At 72.3% G+C, this 16,411-nt stretch carries 11 protein-coding genes and 1 riboswitch; of the genes, 5 read left to right on the top strand and 6 right to left on the bottom strand.

Annotated elements, in window-relative coordinates; translation table 11 throughout:
• Positions 1 to 40: 40 nt before the first annotated feature.
• Genes AB0D04_RS12645 through AB0D04_RS12635 form a run of 3 tightly spaced genes read right to left on the bottom strand, consistent with a single transcriptional unit; the run spans position 41 to position 4,820 of the window.
• Positions 41 to 1,273: a VWA domain-containing protein gene (locus tag AB0D04_RS12645; RefSeq protein ID WP_362702269.1), complete on the bottom strand. Its 1,233-nt coding sequence runs from the start codon at positions 1,271 to 1,273 to the stop codon at positions 41 to 43.
• Positions 1,270 to 3,705 carry a DUF5682 family protein gene (locus tag AB0D04_RS12640; RefSeq protein WP_362702267.1) on the bottom strand — a complete coding sequence of 812 codons (2,436 nt, stop codon included), beginning with the start codon at positions 3,703 to 3,705 and terminating at the stop codon, positions 1,270 to 1,272. Before AB0D04_RS12640 ends, AB0D04_RS12645 begins: the two co-directional genes overlap by 4 nt.
• Positions 3,702 to 4,820: an AAA family ATPase gene (locus tag AB0D04_RS12635; RefSeq protein ID WP_362702266.1), complete on the bottom strand. Its 1,119-nt coding sequence runs from the start codon at positions 4,818 to 4,820 to the stop codon at positions 3,702 to 3,704. Before AB0D04_RS12635 ends, AB0D04_RS12640 begins: the two co-directional genes overlap by 4 nt.
• A gap of 204 nt (positions 4,821 to 5,024) precedes the next feature.
• Here AB0D04_RS12635 and AB0D04_RS12630 point away from each other — a divergent pair, with 204 nt between their 5' ends.
• Both AB0D04_RS12630 and AB0D04_RS12625 read left to right on the top strand, forming a co-directional pair.
• Complete coding sequence (locus AB0D04_RS12630; protein ID WP_362702265.1) at positions 5,025 to 6,410, top strand: SWIM zinc finger family protein; 1,386 nt, start codon at positions 5,025 to 5,027, stop codon at positions 6,408 to 6,410.
• Between the two features lie 63 nt (positions 6,411 to 6,473).
• Positions 6,474 to 8,177, top strand: a complete 1,704-nt coding sequence (locus AB0D04_RS12625; protein WP_362702264.1) for a DUF5691 domain-containing protein — start codon at positions 6,474 to 6,476, stop codon at positions 8,175 to 8,177.
• Positions 8,178 to 8,236: 59 nt separating this feature from the next.
• Here the strand turns inward: AB0D04_RS12625 and AB0D04_RS12620 are convergent, their stop codons facing one another.
• Entirely contained in the window at positions 8,237 to 8,695 is a 459-nt protein-coding gene (locus AB0D04_RS12620; protein ID WP_362702262.1) for a cobalamin B12-binding domain-containing protein, read from the bottom strand.
• Between the two features lie 303 nt (positions 8,696 to 8,998).
• Between AB0D04_RS12620 and AB0D04_RS12615 the strand changes: the two genes are divergently transcribed.
• Positions 8,999 to 9,826, top strand: coding sequence for an alpha/beta fold hydrolase (locus AB0D04_RS12615; RefSeq protein WP_362702261.1), 828 nt, complete (start codon positions 8,999 to 9,001; stop codon positions 9,824 to 9,826).
• A 223-nt stretch (positions 9,827 to 10,049) separates the two neighbouring features.
• A complete protein-coding gene (locus AB0D04_RS12610; protein ID WP_362702260.1) occupies positions 10,050 to 11,771 on the top strand; it encodes a M23 family metallopeptidase in 1,722 nt (573 codons plus the stop codon).
• A 24-nt stretch (positions 11,772 to 11,795) separates the two neighbouring features.
• Here the strand turns inward: AB0D04_RS12610 and pcrA are convergent, their stop codons facing one another.
• Complete coding sequence (gene pcrA / locus AB0D04_RS12605; protein ID WP_362702258.1) at positions 11,796 to 14,261, bottom strand: DNA helicase PcrA; 2,466 nt, start codon at positions 14,259 to 14,261, stop codon at positions 11,796 to 11,798.
• A gap of 214 nt (positions 14,262 to 14,475) precedes the next feature.
• Positions 14,476 to 14,660, top strand: a riboswitch (cyclic di-AMP (ydaO/yuaA leader).
• Positions 14,661 to 14,667: 7 nt separating this feature from the next.
• Between pcrA and AB0D04_RS12600 the strand changes: the two genes are divergently transcribed.
• Positions 14,668 to 15,828 (top strand): NlpC/P60 family protein, encoded by a 1,161-nt coding sequence (locus AB0D04_RS12600; protein WP_362702257.1) that lies wholly within the window; start codon positions 14,668 to 14,670, stop codon positions 15,826 to 15,828.
• 169 nt (positions 15,829 to 15,997) lie between these two features.
• Here the strand turns inward: AB0D04_RS12600 and AB0D04_RS12595 are convergent, their stop codons facing one another.
• Complete coding sequence (locus tag AB0D04_RS12595; RefSeq protein WP_362702255.1) at positions 15,998 to 16,351, bottom strand: hypothetical protein; 354 nt, start codon at positions 16,349 to 16,351, stop codon at positions 15,998 to 16,000.
• Positions 16,352 to 16,411 lie beyond the last annotated feature (60 nt).

The following is a 16,411-nucleotide window of genomic DNA, read 5'->3' as shown; positions in this document are numbered from 1 at the left end:
CGACCAGCCAGGTGCCTGGCAAGTCCCCCCGGTGCTCCTGTCACCGTTGCTCCGCCATGTCCGGTATGGGCAGCGGACGTTTCTCGATGGCGGCCGCCATCACGTCCGGGAAGAGGTCCGGCGTACACGCGAACGCCGGTGCACCCAGGGCCGCCAGCGCCGCGGCATGCTCCCGGTCGTACGCCGGCGCACCCTCGTCGGAGAGCGCGAGCAGCGTCACGAACTGCACCCCGGCCGCCTTCATCGCGGCGACCCGCTTGAGCATCTCGTCCCGGATACCGCCCTCGTAGAGGTCGCTGATGAGGACGACGACGGTCTCGGCGGGGCGAGTGATGCGGGACTGGCAGTAGGCGAGGGCGCGGTTGATGTCCGTACCGCCGCCGAGCTGGGTGCCGAAGAGGACGTCGACCGGGTCGTCGATCTGGTCCGTCAGATCGACCACCGAGGTGTCGAAGACGACCAGTCGGGTGTCGATGGCCCGCATCGAGGCCAGCACCGCGCCGAACACCGAGGCATAGACGACCGAGGCGGCCATCGAGCCGGACTGGTCGATGCAGAGCACCACTTCCTTCTTCACCGACTGCGCGGCCCGGCCGTAGCCGATCAGCCGCTCGGGGACGACCGTGCGGTACTCGGGGAGGTAGTTCTTGAGGTTCGCCCGGATCGTGCGGTCCCAGTCGATGTCGCGGTGACGGGGGCGGTTGATCCGCGCGGAGCGGTCCAGCGCACCGGTGAGGGTGGCGCGGGTGCGGGTCGCCAGCCGCTTCTCCAGCTGCTCGACGACCTTGCGGACGACGGCCCGCGCGGTCTCCTTGGTGGTCTCCGGCATGACCTTGTTGAGCGAGAGCAGGGTGCCGACCAGATGGACGTCCGCCTCCACGGCCTCGAGCATCTCCGGCTCCAGCAGCAGGGAACTCAGGCCGAGCCGGTCGATGGCGTCGCGCTGCATCACCTGCACCACGGAGGAGGGGAAGTACGTACGGATGTCGCCGAGCCAGCGCGCCACGGACGGCGCCGAGGCGCCGAGCCCCGCCGAACGGCGCCCGCCGTCGGCCCCCTTGCCGCTCTTGCCCTGGCCGTAGAGCGAGGCGAGCGCCCCGTCCATCGCGGCATCGTTGCCCCGCAGTTGGCATCCGGTGCCGTCCGCGCCGGCGCCCCCGAGCACCAGCCGCCAGCGGCGCAGCCGTTCGGCCTCGGCGGCGGCGTCGGCGTCGGCCACGGCGGGGCCGGTCGTGGTGGGGCCGGTCGTGGTGGGGCCGGTCGTGGTGGTCATGTCCGTACCCCCGTGAGGTCGTTGTCCGGTTGTCGGGCGGGGTCGCCGCCCTGGTCGATTCCCAGCAGCAGGCGCAGCGTGGGGAGGACGGCCGCGGCGCGGTCGCGGTCCAGGCCGGGGCCGAAGCCGGGGGCCGCGGTGTCGGTGGCGGCGCCGGCCGGGTCGCGGGTAGTGGCGGGCCCGCGCCGGACCAGCTCGCCGAGGGTGCGCCGCACTCCGGACTCGTACTCGGCGAACGTCCGCCGCAGCAGCGGCAGCACGTCCGTGAACGCGGCGTCCGGCACGCTGGTCAGCCAGCCGTCGATCAGCGCGAGCAGCCGTGCGTCGTGGACCAGCAGCATGCCGCCGTCCCCGCCGCCGACGAACCCCTCGATCCATCCGGCGGCGTCGCCGGGCGGCGTGCCCGGCGAGAGGGCCAGGCCCATCAGCCGCTCCGCTCCCCCGTCGCCCAACTGACCGTCGTCCAGCAGGAGCCGGGTCGCGCGCCCTTGGATCAGTCCGGGTACGGCGTCGCGTCCGCTGACCGACCGCAGCACCCCGGCCCACCGGGACCGCAGGTCCGCCGTGCCGCCCCCGGGCCGGGTGTCGGCCTCGAGCTGGCCGAGGAGGCCGACGGCCTGGTGGGTGGCGTCGAGATGGCCGCGCATCTCGGCGGCGCCGTCGTCGTCCAGTCCGGCGCAGGCCGGCGGCAGTCCGACGAAGACCCGCTCGGCCAGGCCCAGCGCCACCTCGCGCAGCGCCGCGCCGTCCGTGCCGCGCACATCGCCGTACCGCACGGACCGTACGAGGGCGGGCAGCGCCTGGGCGAGATGGCCCACATCCGCGTCCAGCGCCGCGCGGTCCGACAGGGCCCGCATCACCACCGGCAGTGCGTCCGGGAGTTCGGCGAGCAGACAGCGCTCGGCAAGCGCGGTCACCTCGGCGAGGGACGCCGCACCGACCGCCTCCGAGGCCGCCTTGGCGGTGGCGGCGGACACCACGGTGGTGCCCCAGATGCCGGCCTCAGCGACCCGTACGGACAGTTCGGGCTCCCAGCACAGCAGCCAGGTCTCCCGGAAGGTGCCGGTGCTGCCACGGGAGCGGGTGGGCTCGCCCCAGGGGATGCCGAGCAGCCGCAGCCGGTGGAGCAGCCTGCTGCGCCCGGCGTCGGTCTCCTTGCGAAGATCCAGCTCCAACTCCCGCTCCAGAGCCTCCGGCTTGAGCCGCAGGGACCGCTGGCTGCGGGCGAGGTCCCGCTGCAACGGCACCGCCGGGGCATCGTCGGGCACCTCGCCCAGGACGTCGCCGACCACCAGCCGGTCGTGGATCAGCGAGGACGGGGCGTCGGAGCCGTCGCCCATGACGGCCCGGATCGCGTCATCGGCCTCCGCGAGACCGGCCAGCGGGCGCCCGCGCATCGTGGCCAGTCCCTGGGCGAGCCGCACCGCCTCGATGACATGGGCCGACGAGACGGCGTAGTCCTCCTCCCGCAGCAGCCCGGCGACCTTGGTCATCCAGCGCTCGATGGGGCGGTCGGGGGAACTGAAGAGATGGCCGTACCAGCCGGGTGAGGCGATGCCGGCGCCGTAGCCGCTGCGCCGGGAGAGCCGACGGTGGGTCCAGGGCACCCAGGTCACCGCCGCCTTCACCTTGGGCAGGCCCTTGAGCAGCTGGCGGTCGGCGGTCACGGTGCTGCGCTGGGCCAGCGCCGGGACGTGCCAGGCGCCGCACACCACGGCAATGTGGTCCCCGAACTCCCGCCGCGCCTCGCGCAGTCGGAGCCGCATATGGGCCTCGCGCACCGGATCACGGTCGTGGCCCCCGTCGCCGTACGCCTCGCGCAGCGCGCCCATGGCCTCGGCCAGCGCCGCGAACGGCGCCAGCGCGTCGGCGCCGGGGCCGCCCGCCTCCCCGCGGTGCTCGACGACGTCCTCCCACCAGCGTTCGGCGTCGTCGTAACCGGCGGTCTCGGCCAGGACGCCGATGGGGTCGACCCGGACGTCGGCGGTGTCGTCCTCCGCCGATGCCTCACCGGGCGCCCCCTCCACCGCGGCCCCGGCCCCCTTGGCTTCCGCCTCCTTGGCCTTTTCCTCCGCCTCCGCCTCCGCCTCCGCCGCCATGGCCAGGGAGTGCGCCGCGGGCAGATCGATGAAGCGGACCGGGACCTCGCGCTCCAGCGCCCAGCGCAGCGCCACCCACTCCGGGGAGAACTCGGCCAGCGGCCAGAACGCCGCGCGGCCGGGGTCGTCCAGTGCGTGGGCGAGCAACGCGACCGGCGGCCGCATGTCTTCTCGCAGGGCCAGCGGCACCAGTTCGTCCGCCTCGGGCGGGCCCTCGATCAGCACCACGTCGGGCGCGGCCTGCTCCAGGGCGGCCCGCACCGACCGCGCCGATCCGGGGCCGTGGTGCCGCACCCCGAGCAGCACCGGCTCCGCCGCAGATGTGGCGGTCATGCGCTCACCTCGCGGCAGGCGCGGTAGAAGTCCTTCCAGCCGGCGCGCTCGCGCACCACGGCCTCCAGGTACTCCTGCCATACGACGCGGTCCGCGGCCGGGTCGCGGACGACCGCGCCCAGGATGCCGGCGGCGACGTCGCCGGGGCGCAGCACGCCGTCCCCGAAGTGCGCCGCCAGCGCCAGGCCATTGGTCACCACGGAGATCGCCTCGGCCGTCGAGAGCGTGCCGGACGGCGACTTGACCTTCGTGCGGCCATCGGCGGTGATGCCGTCGCGCAGCTCGCGGAAGACAGTGACGACGCGGCGGATCTCGTCCATGCCCTCCGGGCCGGCCGGCAGATCGAGCGAACGGCCTATCTGCTCGACCCGCCGGGAGACGATGTCCACCTCCTCGTCCGGTGTCGCGGGCAGCGGCAGCACCACGGTGTTGAAGCGGCGGCGCAGCGCGCTGGAGAGGTCGTTGACGCCGCGGTCGCGGTCGTTGGCGGTGGCGATCAGGTTGAAGCCGCGGACGGCCTGCACCTCCTGCCCCAGCTCCGGGATGGGCAGGGTCTTCTCCGACAGGACGGTGATGAGGGTGTCCTGGACGTCGGCCGGGATACGGGTGAGTTCCTCGACCCGTGCGGTCATGCCCTGCGCCATCGCCCGCATCACCGGGCTGGGCACCAGCGCCTCACGGCTGGGGCCGTTGGCGAGCAGCCGGGCGTAGTTCCAGCCGTAGCGGATCGCCTCTTCGGGGGTGCCGGCGGTGCCCTGCACCAGCAGGGTGGAGTCACCGCTGACGGCCGCCGCCAGATGTTCGGACACCCAGGTCTTGGCGGTGCCGGGCACGCCGAGCAGCAGCAGCGCGCGGTCCGTGGCGAGGGTGGTCACCGCGACCTCGACGATCCGCCGCGGGCCGACGTATTTGGGTGTGATGACCGTGCCGTCCGCGAGCGTGCCGCCGAGCAGGTAGGTGGCGACCGCCCACGGCGAGAGCCGCCAGCGCTCCGGCCGCGGCCGGTCGTCGGCCGCGGCGAGGGCCTTCAGTTCGTCCGCGAAGGTGTCCTCCGCGTGCGGCCGCAGTGCCTCGTCGTTCGCTGCCTTGGTGCTGTTCTCGGAGTTGGCTGTCATTGCTCCCCCTCGTCGCAGAAAAATCGTCGCAAGGTGTGCGGCCCGCGCCGCGAGATCCGCCGGCCGCTTGCTGAAATCAAGCCTGCACCACACCACTGACAACGCCCCAAGAACCGCCTCTGACCAGCCACTTCGTTGCGTCCTCGACGAACGGCCGGGCCGACGCCGGGGGCATTGTCAGTGGCGCGTCGTAGCGTCGACGACATGAATCCGCAGGGGGAACGCTGGACGACGGATCAGGTGCTCGCACTGGCGCCTGACGATGCCTCACGCAAGGCGGGCGGCAAGCTCGCCTCGCCCGGGCCGTGGACGGAGACGGGCGCGGACGAAGGCGCGGTGTGGGGGCTGTGCAGGGGCAGCGGCAAAAAGCCGTACCAAGCCGTCATCGACATCAAAGGGCCCGCCTTCAAGTGCAGTTGCCCCAGCCGTAAGTTCCCGTGCAAGCACGCCCTGGGGCTGCTGCTGCTCTGGGCGGGCGAGGGAACCGCCGTGCCGGGCGGGGAGCCGCCGCAGTGGGCGGGCGAGTGGCTGGCCGGGCGCCGGGAGAAGAGCGAGCGGGCGGCGGGCACGGCGGCCGGGGGCAGCGCTGCGGCGCGTACGCCGGCCGACCCGGAGGCCGCCAAGCGGCGGGCGGAGCGCCGGCTCCAGCGGATCGGCGCGGGCGCCACGGAGCTGGAGCGGCGACTGGAGGACCTGCTGCGCACGGGCCTGGCCGCGGCCGAGGGGGCCGGCGGGGGCACCTCCGTCGAGAACGGGGGAGGGTCCTGGGACGAGACAGCGGCGCGCATGGTCGACGCCCAGGCGCCCGGACTTGCCGCACGCGTACGGGAGTTGGGTTCTACAGTGGCCTCCGGGGCGGACTGGCCGTCCCGGCTGCTGGAGGAGTGCGCCCTGCTCCACCTCCTCGACCAGGGCTTCCTGGGGCGGGAGCGGCTGCCGGCCCCGCTCGCCGCGACGGTGCGCTCGCGGGTCGGCCTCACCACGGAGGCCGCGGATCTGCTGACCGGCCCCGATGCGGCGACGGTCCGGGACCGCTGGCTGGTACTCGCCCAACAGGACAGCGACGACGGCAAGTTGATTACCCGCCGCATCCACCTCCGCGGCGAACGGACCGGCCGGATGGCCTTGCATCTCTCCTTCGGCGGACAGGGGCGCCTGCTGGACCTGGCCCTGCCGCCCGGTCTGGTCCTCGATGCGGACCTGGCCTACTACCCGGGTGCCCGCCCGCTGCGCGCCGCCCTGGGCGAGCGGCACGCCCCGGCGGCCCCCGGCCCGGTGCCGCCCGGTTGCGGCATCGACGCCGCCCTGGCCGCGTACGGCGACGCGCTGCGCGACGACCCCTGGCTGGACTCCTGGCCGGTGGTTCTCGCCGATGTCACCCCGGTTCCGCCGCGGGACGGCACGGGCTGGCAACTGGCCGACACGGACGGGGAGTCGGCGCTTCCGCTCGACCCGCGGAGTCTGGGCCGTACGGGCCTGTGGCGGCTGGCCGCGATATCGGGCGGCGCTCCGATCACGGTCTTCGGCGAATGCGGCCACCGCGGATTCCTGCCGCTGACCGCCTGGGACCCCACCCCGGTGTCCCTGTGACACGGCCACCGGCCAGGCCGCCGACGCCACCCCCATCCGCCGCCCGACTCTAGGAGAGACCCCATGACGAACGCCCCCTCCACCACCGCCGCCTGGGAGGACCTGGTGAGCGCCGCCCTGCTCGGGACGGAGCGGCGCACGCCACCGGTGCCACTGCGGGCCGGCCAGAGCCCGGCGGCCGCGCTGCTGGACGCGGCCGCCGTGAGCACGGTCCGCCGCCGCGCCGCGCTGCGCCCCGCCCTGGCCGGTGAGCGGCCCGCCGCCGCCCCGGCCGACCCGCGGCCCCCGCTGCCGCCCGCCGCTCGGCGCCGGCTGTCCCTGCTGCTCGCCGACCGCGGCGGCACCGGCGGCGGCAGCCGTCGCGGCACCGCCCCCGACCTCACCGAGCTGCTGCCCCAGTGGCTCACCGCCGCCGAGGAGTACGGCTACCGCGCCCCCGGCGCGCTGCTGCCCGCACTCCTGGACACCGCCCGCGCCCGTACGGACCTGCGGCCCGCCGCGCTCGCCCTGGCGGGTCCGCGCGCCGTGTGGCTGGCCCGGCTCAACGACGACTGGAAGTTCGCGCTCCGCGGCACCGCCGGCCCGGCGGCCGTGCCCGGCGAGGGAGGTACCGCCCGCACAGGGGCGTCCCCCCGCGCCGCGGAGAGCGGGAGAGACCCCGAGGGCGTACGGCGCCTGTGGGAGGAGGGCCTGTTCGCCGAGCGGGTCACCCTGCTGACGGCGCTGCGCCGCCGCGACCCGGCCGCCGGCCTCGACCTCCTCGACAGCACCTGGGCCACCGAGCGCGCCGAGGACCGTCTGATGTTCCTCGACTCGCTGCGCGAGGGGCTCTCCACGGCGGACGAACCCTTCCTGGAAGAGGCGCTGTCCGACCGCAGCCGCAATGTCCGCGCCACGGCCGCCGAGCTGCTCTCCGCGCTGCCCGGCTCCGCGCTCGCCGCCCGGATGGCGGAGCGCGCCCGCGCCTGCATCGGCCTGGACCGGACCCCCGCACCAGTGATCACCGTCGAGGCACCGCAGGAGTGCGATGCGGGGATGCAGCGGGACGGCGTGGTGCTCAAGCCGCCGTCCGGGCGGGGCCAGGGCGCCTGGTGGCTGAGCCAGTTGACGGAAGCGGCCCCTCTGGACAGCTGGCGCGACATGTTCGACGGCCGGCCGCCGGCGGAGATCATCGCCCTGCCGGTGGCCGACAACTGGCGGACGGAGCTGCACGACGCCTGGTGCCGCGCCGCGGTGCGCCAGCGGGACGCCGGCTGGGCGCGGGCCCTGCTGGGCGCGCCCGCCACCCCCGCCCAGGCCACCGAGGTGGCACCGGCCGGCTCGTCCCGAGACCTGGCCAAGCTGCTGACCGTACTGCCCGAGGACGAACGCGCCGCATGGGTGGCGGAGTTCATCGCCGCGCACGGCCTCTCGGACGCCTTCCGAATGCTCGGCGTCTGCGCGGTTCCCTGGGCCGAGCCACTGGGCCGGTCGGTCGTCGACGCGCTGGACATCGCCCGGGACGCGGGCAGCTACCCCTGGAGCTTCAGCGGGGTGATGGGCCTGGCCGAACGCTGCCTGGACCCGGCCGCCGCGGACCGTCTCGACATGCTCACCGCCGTCACGGACGAGCCGGAAGGCGCCTCCCCGGGCGCCGGCGGCTACTGGTCCGAGGCCTTCCAGCGCCTGGTCGGCACCCTGCGCCTGCGCGCCACCATGCACGCCGAACTCACCGGTTCCGCCACCCCGGCCACGGAGGCCGACGAGCCCGCCCGGCCCACCTCATGACCGCTCACCGGCCCCGGGGCCCGCTGCCTCACGCGGCCCCCGTACGTCCTCCGCTCGGCTCAGACCGCCGCCGACCGCACATTGGCGTTGACCCACTCCACGATGGAGGTCGTCGTCGCGCCCGGCGTGAAGATCTCCGCGACGCCCTGCGCCTTGAGCGGGGCGATGTCCGCCTCCGGGATGATGCCGCCGCCGAAGACCTTGATGTCCGCCGCGTCGCGCTCCTCCAGCAGGGCGATCACCTTCGCGAAGAGCGTGTTGTGCGCGCCGGAGAGGATCGACAGCCCGATCGCGTCGGCGTCCTCCTGAATGGCGGTGTCGACGATCTGCTCCGGGGTCTGGTGCAGACCGGTGTAGATGACCTCCATACCGGCGTCGCGCAGCGCCCGCGCGATCACCTTCGCGCCCCGGTCGTGACCGTCCAGCCCCGGCTTGGCCACCACGACCCGGATCGGCCCCGGCCTGCCCGCCGTGCCCTGGCTCTGCGCTTGCGCTCCGTCGTGCCGAGCCACACTCATCACTGCCTCCAAGCCAAGTACGGCACGCGCCGGGCGGTGCCGCCGAGCCGACAATCGATCGCGCGGCCACGATCGGCGGCCACGAGCGTGAACGAACGTTATCTCCAGCATCGCGTACCCAGCCGTTTCGTGACATCCGGCGAGGGGGAAATCACATCTGGGACACGTTCGCCAGGCGCCGCGTCCCTTGTGTCGCACAGCCACGGGACGGCGCAGTGCGCACGGGGACGGGCGCACGGGAAGCCGCAGCCGGGCCACCGCGCCGTTGAGCGCGCCTCCCGCATGCCCTTCGGGAGGTCGATCATGCAGGCCCCTCTCCCCGCCCGCCTCTCCTCCCTCCCGCTCCTTGTGCGCAGCACCGTCGTGGACCTCGCGGTCCTCGCCGGCCATCTGCTGCTCTACCCCACCGGCATCTCCCAGGAGCAGCCCATCCCGCACCCCACACCCGCCGCATCCGGGGCCGAAGCCCCACCGCTCCTCCCGACGGAAGGCCGCGCGCACCCTCCCGTCCTCCTGCTCCACGGCTTCATCGACAACCGCTCGGTCTTCGTCCTGCTGCGCCGCGCGCTGCGCCGGCACGGCTGGCGCCACCTGGAAGCGCTCAACTACTCCCCGCTGACCTGCGATCTCCGTAAGGCGGCCGAGCTGCTCGGCCGCCATGTGGAAGGGGTGTGTGCCCGGACCGGTCACCGCCGGGTGGACATCGTGGGCCACAGCCTCGGCGGGCTCATCGCCCGATATTACGTCCAGCGCCTCGGCGGCGACGCCCGCGTGCGCATGGTGATCACGCTCGGCACCCCGCACTGCGGCACCCGTTTCGCGCCCCTGATGTCGGCGCACCCGATCGTCCGGCAGATGCGGCCGGATTCCGAGGTGATAGCCGAGCTGTCGCTTCCGGCGCCGAATTGCCTGACGCGCTTCGTCGCATTCTGGAGCGAGGCGGACCAGGTGATGGTGCCTGCCGGGACGGCCCGGATCGATCACCCCGATCTGCTCGCGCACAACGCGCATGTCTCCGGTGTCGGACATCTCGCGCTACCGGTCAACGGCACCGTCGCGGCCGGAATACGCGAGGCATTGACGTCGGCGCGGGGCATGGAAGGCAGAGAAAACGCCATCTCAGTGGCCTGAATGCATCGCACGCCACGCCGCGGCGGCCCGCTTTCGCGACCCGACCTTGTCTTTTTCTCGAACAAACCTCGAACGGGGCGCCAAGAACTCGCATGCGGGCTCCCGAAAGGCGGCCAAATGCCCCTTCTCGTCGAGTCGGAAACCTGTAGAAGATTGTCGCCGTCACGTACCGCCGGGTACAGTCGCCGCTAATTCTCCTGCTGCCGAGGCGAAAGAGAAGTTGGTGAACGACCGTCACCCATCGGGCTACCCGGCCTACGACTCCCACGCGCAGCAGCACCCCGCGCCCGGCTACGGCGAGTATGGCGACGGCGACCCGCTCTTCGGCTCACTCCCCGGCTCGCACGACACGAGCCCGTACGGCACGGGCGGGTACGAAACGGGTCAATACGACGCGGCCCCGTACGACACGGGCGGCTACACCTACGGCACCGGTACGTATGACGCAGGTACGTATGACGCAGGTGCCTACGAGACCGGCAGCTATCAGACGACCGGCACGTACGCCGCGCCCACAACCACGTACGACCACACCGGGGCCTACGACACCGGCAGCTACGCAACAACGGGCAGCTACACCGCAGATGGCTATGCCACCGGTACGTATGACAGCGGCTCGTATGACACCGGCGCGTATGACACCGGCACCTATGGGGGCTACGACCCGTACGCCCACACCACGGACGAGAACGCCGGCTCCGAGCAGTACCGGCAACACGATCAGTACCCGCAGTACGACCAGTACGAGCAGCCCGCGTACGGCACCGGCACCTACGACACCGGCAGTTACGACACCGGTCAGTACGCCACCGGCGCATACGACACCGCCGGCCACGACGCCACCGCGATCTGGTCCACCGCCGACCAGAACCTGATCGCCGACATCCCGGCGCAGGCCGGCCCGCCGGCGTACGAGACCGTCGCGTACGAGGCAGCCGAGTACGACGCCTCCGGGTACGACACCGCTGAGTACAACACCGCTGAGTACGGCACCTCCGATTACGGCACTGCCGAGTACGACGCTGCCGATGTCGAACCCCCCCGGTTCGAGGCCGACTCCCCCACCCGCCTCTCCGACCCCACCGACGACCCGACCGACGACGCCACCTCCGTGGCCGACGCCATGACCCAGGCGATGCCGGTCACCGCCCCGGCCCCCGCCGCGCGGCGGGTCGCGGGGCCGGCGGCCGGGAAGCCCGTACGGGGCCGGGGCCGTCGCCGTACGGCCAAGCGCTCGGCGCTGCTGACCGTGGCCGTGCCCTCGGTGGCCGCCATGGGAGTGTGCGCCGCCGCGGCCGCCTCCGTCACCGGGTTCGTCGGGGACGACAAGAAGGACGACAAGCCCGCCCAGGCCATGGGAGACGCCGGGTCGGTCAAGGCGTCCGCGGCGAACAAGAAGCTCGACACCCAGCTCGCCGGACTCAGCGCGGACGCCCGGGACTTCGGCGACCGCGCGAACCGCACCCAGGAGCGCATCGACCTCAAGCAGCGCCAGGCCCTCGAGAAGAAGCGCGCCGCCGACGAGGCGGCCCGCAAGGAGGCCCTGCGGCCCAAGTTCGTGCTGCCGGTCACCGACCACGGGCTGAGCGCGCTCTTCGGCCAGGCCGGCGTGAACTGGATGTCCGTACACACCGGGATCGACTTCCCGGTCAGCTACGGCACCCCGGTCATGGCCGCCACCGACGGCACCGTACGCACCCAGTGGAACTCCGCCTACGGCAACATGGCGATCGTGACGGCGGCCGACGGCACGGAGACCTGGTACTGCCACCTGAGCAGCACCAAGATCCGTTCCGGGTCGGTCAAGGCCGGTGACCAGATTGCCTATTCGGGCAACTCCGGCAACTCCACCGGCCCGCATCTGCACTTCGAGGTACGGCCCGGTGGCGACTCGGCGATAGACCCGCTGCCGTGGCTGCGCAGCCACGGCCTCGATCCGAACTGACCGCCGCCCACCCCTGTTACGGCGTTACAGCTTCTCCACCGGCGCATACCGCAGCAGCAGCCGCTTCGGCTTCTCGCCGCCGAAGTCGATGGTCGCCTCGGCGTTGTCGCCGCTGCCCTGCACCCCGACGACGGTGCCCAGGCCGAAGCTGTCGTGGGTGACGCGGTCGCCGACGGCCAGCGCGACCACCTGCCGGTCCGTGGCGCGCCGCGTCGCGAAGCCGCTGGGGCCCTTCGAGCGGGCCGACGACAGTGAGGCGCCGATTCCCCCGCCGACACCGCCACGCGACGAGAGCCCACCCATCGAGGCGGACGGCGTCGCGGGTCCCGTCCGCTTCCACTCCACGTAGTCGTCCGGGATCTCCTCCAGGAACCGGGAGGGCGGGTTGTACGAGGGCTGGCCCCAGGCGCTGCGCATCGTCGAGCGGGTGACATAGAGCCGCTCGCGGGCGCGGGTGATGCCGACATACGCCAGCCGGCGCTCCTCCTCCAGCTCCTTGGTCTGGCCCAGCGCGCGCATATGCGGGAAGACGCCGTCCTCCATGCCGGTGAGGAAGACGACCGGGAACTCCAGGCCCTTTGCGGTGTGCAGCGTCATGAGGGTGATCACGCCGCTGCCCTCCTCGTCCTCGTCCGGGATCTGGTCGGAGTCGGCGACCAGCGCGACCTGCTCCAGGAAGTCGGAGAGCGTGCCCGGGTTGTCCTCGCCCCGCTCCTGCTCGAACTCCAGGGCCACGGAGGCGAGTTCCTGGAGGTTCTCGATCCGGGTCTCGTCCTGGGGGTCGGTGGAGGACTGGAGCTCGGCGAGGTAGCCCGTACGCTCCAGGATGGCCTCCAGGATCGTGGCGGGCCCGGCGCCGGACTCCACGATCGTGCGCAGCTCCTCCATCAGGACGTTGAAGCGCTTGACGGCGTTGGCGGAGCGGGCGGCCATGCCGTACGCCTCGTCGACGCGGCGCAGCGCCTGCGGGAAGGTGATCTTCTCGCGGGAGGAGAGGGCGTCGATCATGGCTTCGGCGCGCTCGCCGATGCCGCGCTTGGGGACGTTGAGGATGCGGCGCAGCGGGACGGTGTCCTCGGGGTTGGCGAGCACCCGCAGATATGCGAGGACGTCGCGGACCTCCTTGCGCTCATAGAAGCGCACACCGCCGACGACCTTGTACGGGAGCCCTACCCGGATGAAGATCTCTTCGAAGACGCGGGACTGGGCGTTGGTGCGGTAGAAGACGGCGACATCGCCGGCCCTGGCGTCGCCCGCGTCCGTCAGCCGGTCGATCTCGTCGGCGGCGAACTGGGCCTCGTCGTGCTCGGTGTCCGCGACATAGCCGGTGATCCTGGGGCCGGCGCCGGCGTCCGTCCAGAGGTTCTTGGGGCGGCGGTTCTCGTTGCGCTCGATGACGGCGTTGGCGGCCGAGAGGATCGTCTGCGAGGAGCGGTAGTTCTGCTCCAGCAGGATCGTGGTCGCGTCCGGGTAGTCCTCCTCGAACTGGAGGATGTTGCGGATGGTGGCGCCGCGGAAGGCGTAGATCGACTGGTCGGCGTCACCGACGACGCACAGCTCGGCAGCGGGGATGTCGGGCGTGCCCGCGCCGACCAGCTCGCGGACGAGGGTGTACTGGGCGTGGTTGGTGTCCTGGTACTCGTCGACGAGGACGTGCCGGAAGCGGCGGCGGTAGTGCTCGGCGACATCCGGGAAGGCCTGGAGCAGATTGACCGTGGTCATGATGATGTCGTCGAAGTCCAGGGCGTTGGCCTCGCGCAGCCGTGCCTGGTACATCGCATACGCCTCGGCCAGGGTCTTCTCGAAGCCGTCGGCGGCCGTGCCGGCGAAGGTCTCCTCGTCGATGAGCTCGTTCTTGAGGTTGGAGATCTTCGCGCTGAAGGACTTGGGCGGGAAGCGCTTGGGGTCCAGGTCGAGGTCGCGGCAGACCAGGGCCATCAGGCGCTTGGAGTCGGCGGCGTCGTAGATCGAGAAGGAGGAGGTGAAGCCCAGCTTCTTGCTCTCCCGGCGCAGGATCCGTACGCAGGCGCTGTGGAAGGTGGAGACCCACATGGCGTGGGCGCGGGGCCCGACCAGCTCCTCCACGCGCTCCTTCATCTCACCCGCGGCCTTGTTGGTGAAGGTGATCGCGAGGATCTGGCCGGGGTGGACATGGCGCTCGGCGAGCAGATACGCGATGCGGTGGGTGAGCACCCGGGTCTTGCCGGAGCCGGCGCCCGCGACGATCAGCAGCGGGCCGCCGGTGTGCATCACGGCGGCCTTCTGCTCGTCGTTGAGCCCCTCGAGAAGCGCCGCCGGGTCGAGGGGCGGGCGGGCGGCGCCGTCGCGGTAGTACGCCTCCCTGGGCACGGGCGCGTCGAACTTCCCGTCGAAGAGATCGGCGGGGATCTCCTCCGGGACCGGGCCGTGGTCGTCCTCGGGCGGTGGCGGGGGCTCCTCGCCCTTGGGGCCGAGGTCCGCCAGGAAGCTGTCGTCAAAGAGGCTGCTCATCGCCCACCGAGTCTAGGCCGCCGCACCGACAGTCGGCCCCGCCCTCTCCAGATCGGGCACCCGGCGGCTCCGGATACCGCAGCGTTTTCCGGCCTTCCGAAAAAGGTCACGAAAAGGTTTCGGGCATATCGAACATCAGCCTTCACAGGAGCCACACGAGTTGGCTACCGTGCCTGCTCGGGTAGCCCGTTTCCCCGCGAACGACCGTCCGCACGGGCCGCCTGCGCCGAGTCCGGCCCTGCCACCAGGCACCCGGAGCCGGGGACCCACCAGCACCACCGGGGTGAATCGACCGGTGCGGCCGCCAGCGGCGGACGTACCGACCGTAGGGCAAGCCTTCCGTCAGCGACACCGCCCGAACCCGACAGCTAACCCGGTAGGCGGTCCACGGAAGGAGTCGCCGGCCTTGGCGTCGCATCGCAAGCCGCGCACCCGCGTTCTCACCACGTCCGGAAGCCGTACGGCGGCCGGGCTCACCACCGCCGCCCTCGCCTCGGTCACGCTGCTCTCGCAGTCCGCCGACGCCGCCCCCAGGGCACCCAGGCCTTCCATCGAAGAGGTCAAGCAGAAGGTCGACGGGCTCTACCGTCAGGCCGAAGTGGCCACCCAGAAGTACAACGCAGCCAAGGAGAGCGCCGACCGGCAGCGCGCCACCGTCAACCATCTGCTCGACGCCGCGGCCAAGCGCGCGGAGAAGATGAACGAGTCCCGGCGCGAACTGGGCACGTTCGCCTCGGCGCAGTACCGCACCGGCGGCATGAATCCGACGACGCAGCTGATGCTCGCCAAGGACCCGCAGGAATTCTTCGACCGTACGCATCTGATGGAGCGGCTGACCGGTCGGCAGCAGCAGGCGGTCGCCAACTATCAGGAGCAGCAGGCGGCGGCCGCCCAGCAGCGGGCCGAGGCGAGCCGGAGCCTGGAGCGGCTCCAGACGTCGAAGGCCTCCCTGGAGGAGTCCAAGCGGTCCGTCCAGGGCAAGCTGGCCGAGGCCCGGCAGCTGCTGTCCCGGCTGACCGCGCAGGAGAAGGCGCGGCTGGCGGAGCTGGAGCGCCAGAAGGAGGCGGCGGCCAAGCGCAAGGCCGAGGAGGAGGCGCGCAAGCAGCAGGAGCGCGAGCGCCAGCGGCAGCACGACGACGACGGCTCGACCGGCGGCCAGACCGGCGGCGACACCGGAGGCCAGACCGGCGGCGGGTCCACCGACGACGGCTCGTACTCCACCAAGGCCGAGAAGGTCCTCGCCTTCGCCCGCGCGCAGATGGGCAAGCCGTACGTCTGGGGCGCGACCGGTCCCAACTCCTACGACTGCTCGGGCCTGACCCAGGCGGCGTGGAAGGCGGCCGGCGTCGATCTGCCGCGGACGACCTGGGACCAGGTCAAGGTCGGCCAGCGGGTCGCGACCGGCGACCTCAAGCCCGGCGACCTGGTGTTCTTCTACAGCGACATCAGCCACGTCGGCATATACATAGGCGACGGCAAGATGATCCACGCCCCCAAGCCGGGCGCCAACGTCCGGGTGGAGTCGATCTACTACATGCCGATCTACGGGAACGTCCGCCCGGCCTGACCCGGCCCGTTCCCCAAAAGGCCACCCCCCACGGCCACCCCCCACACGCCACCGCGCGGCCGTCCTTTCATCGGGACGACCGCGCGGTGAGCTGTATGTACGGGAGGCACAGGCAGTACGTGAGGCACGGGCAGTACGGGAGGCACGGGCCGGTACGGGCGCCGGGGCCTCAGGTCCAGAGCACCGCGATGAAGATGTTGGCCACCGTGAGCCCGCCGACGGCGCCGAAGAGCGGCTTGGCGACCGTCTCCTCGTCCCGCTTGACGTAGACCAGGGCGAGGATCACCACCAGGACGGCCATCTTGATGCCGATCTTGATGTTGTTGAGGGTGTGGTCCTGGGCCTGATTGAGCCCGACCAGCACGATGCCGGTGACCAGCATCGTCAGCGCGCCGTGCAGCATGGCCGGCACAAAGCGCGCGGTGCCCGCGCTCATCGCCTTCATCTGGGTGAGGAAGCCGCCCAGGAGGGAGGCGATGCCGACGATGTGCAGGCCGACGAAGATATTGGTTACTACGTCCATAGTGCGGGATCGTATCCACCGCATAGCACGCACCTTCCGGCAGGGCGCCCGTAATCGCCG

The organism is Streptomyces sp. NPDC048483, assembly GCF_040651455.1.
In the GTDB taxonomy this organism is placed as follows: domain Bacteria; phylum Actinomycetota; class Actinomycetes; order Streptomycetales; family Streptomycetaceae; genus Streptomyces.
This window is presented reverse-complemented; position numbering and strand designations above follow the sequence as displayed.

Coding starts and splice junctions, on each gene's coding strand:
- AB0D04_RS12645 (WP_362702269.1), bottom strand. CDS start 1,273: ATGACCACCACGACCGGCCCCACCACGACCGGCCCCACCACGACCGGC.
- AB0D04_RS12640 (WP_362702267.1), bottom strand. CDS start 3,705: ATGACCGCCACATCTGCGGCGGAGCCGGTGCTGCTCGGGGTGCGGCAC.
- AB0D04_RS12635 (WP_362702266.1), bottom strand. CDS start 4,820: ATGACAGCCAACTCCGAGAACAGCACCAAGGCAGCGAACGACGAGGCA.
- AB0D04_RS12630 (WP_362702265.1), top strand. CDS start 5,025: ATGAATCCGCAGGGGGAACGCTGGACGACGGATCAGGTGCTCGCACTG.
- AB0D04_RS12625 (WP_362702264.1), top strand. CDS start 6,474: ATGACGAACGCCCCCTCCACCACCGCCGCCTGGGAGGACCTGGTGAGC.
- AB0D04_RS12620 (WP_362702262.1), bottom strand. CDS start 8,695: ATGAGTGTGGCTCGGCACGACGGAGCGCAAGCGCAGAGCCAGGGCACG.
- AB0D04_RS12615 (WP_362702261.1), top strand. CDS start 8,999: ATGCAGGCCCCTCTCCCCGCCCGCCTCTCCTCCCTCCCGCTCCTTGTG.
- pcrA (WP_362702258.1), bottom strand. CDS start 14,261: ATGAGCAGCCTCTTTGACGACAGCTTCCTGGCGGACCTCGGCCCCAAG.
- AB0D04_RS12595 (WP_362702255.1), bottom strand. CDS start 16,351: ATGGACGTAGTAACCAATATCTTCGTCGGCCTGCACATCGTCGGCATC.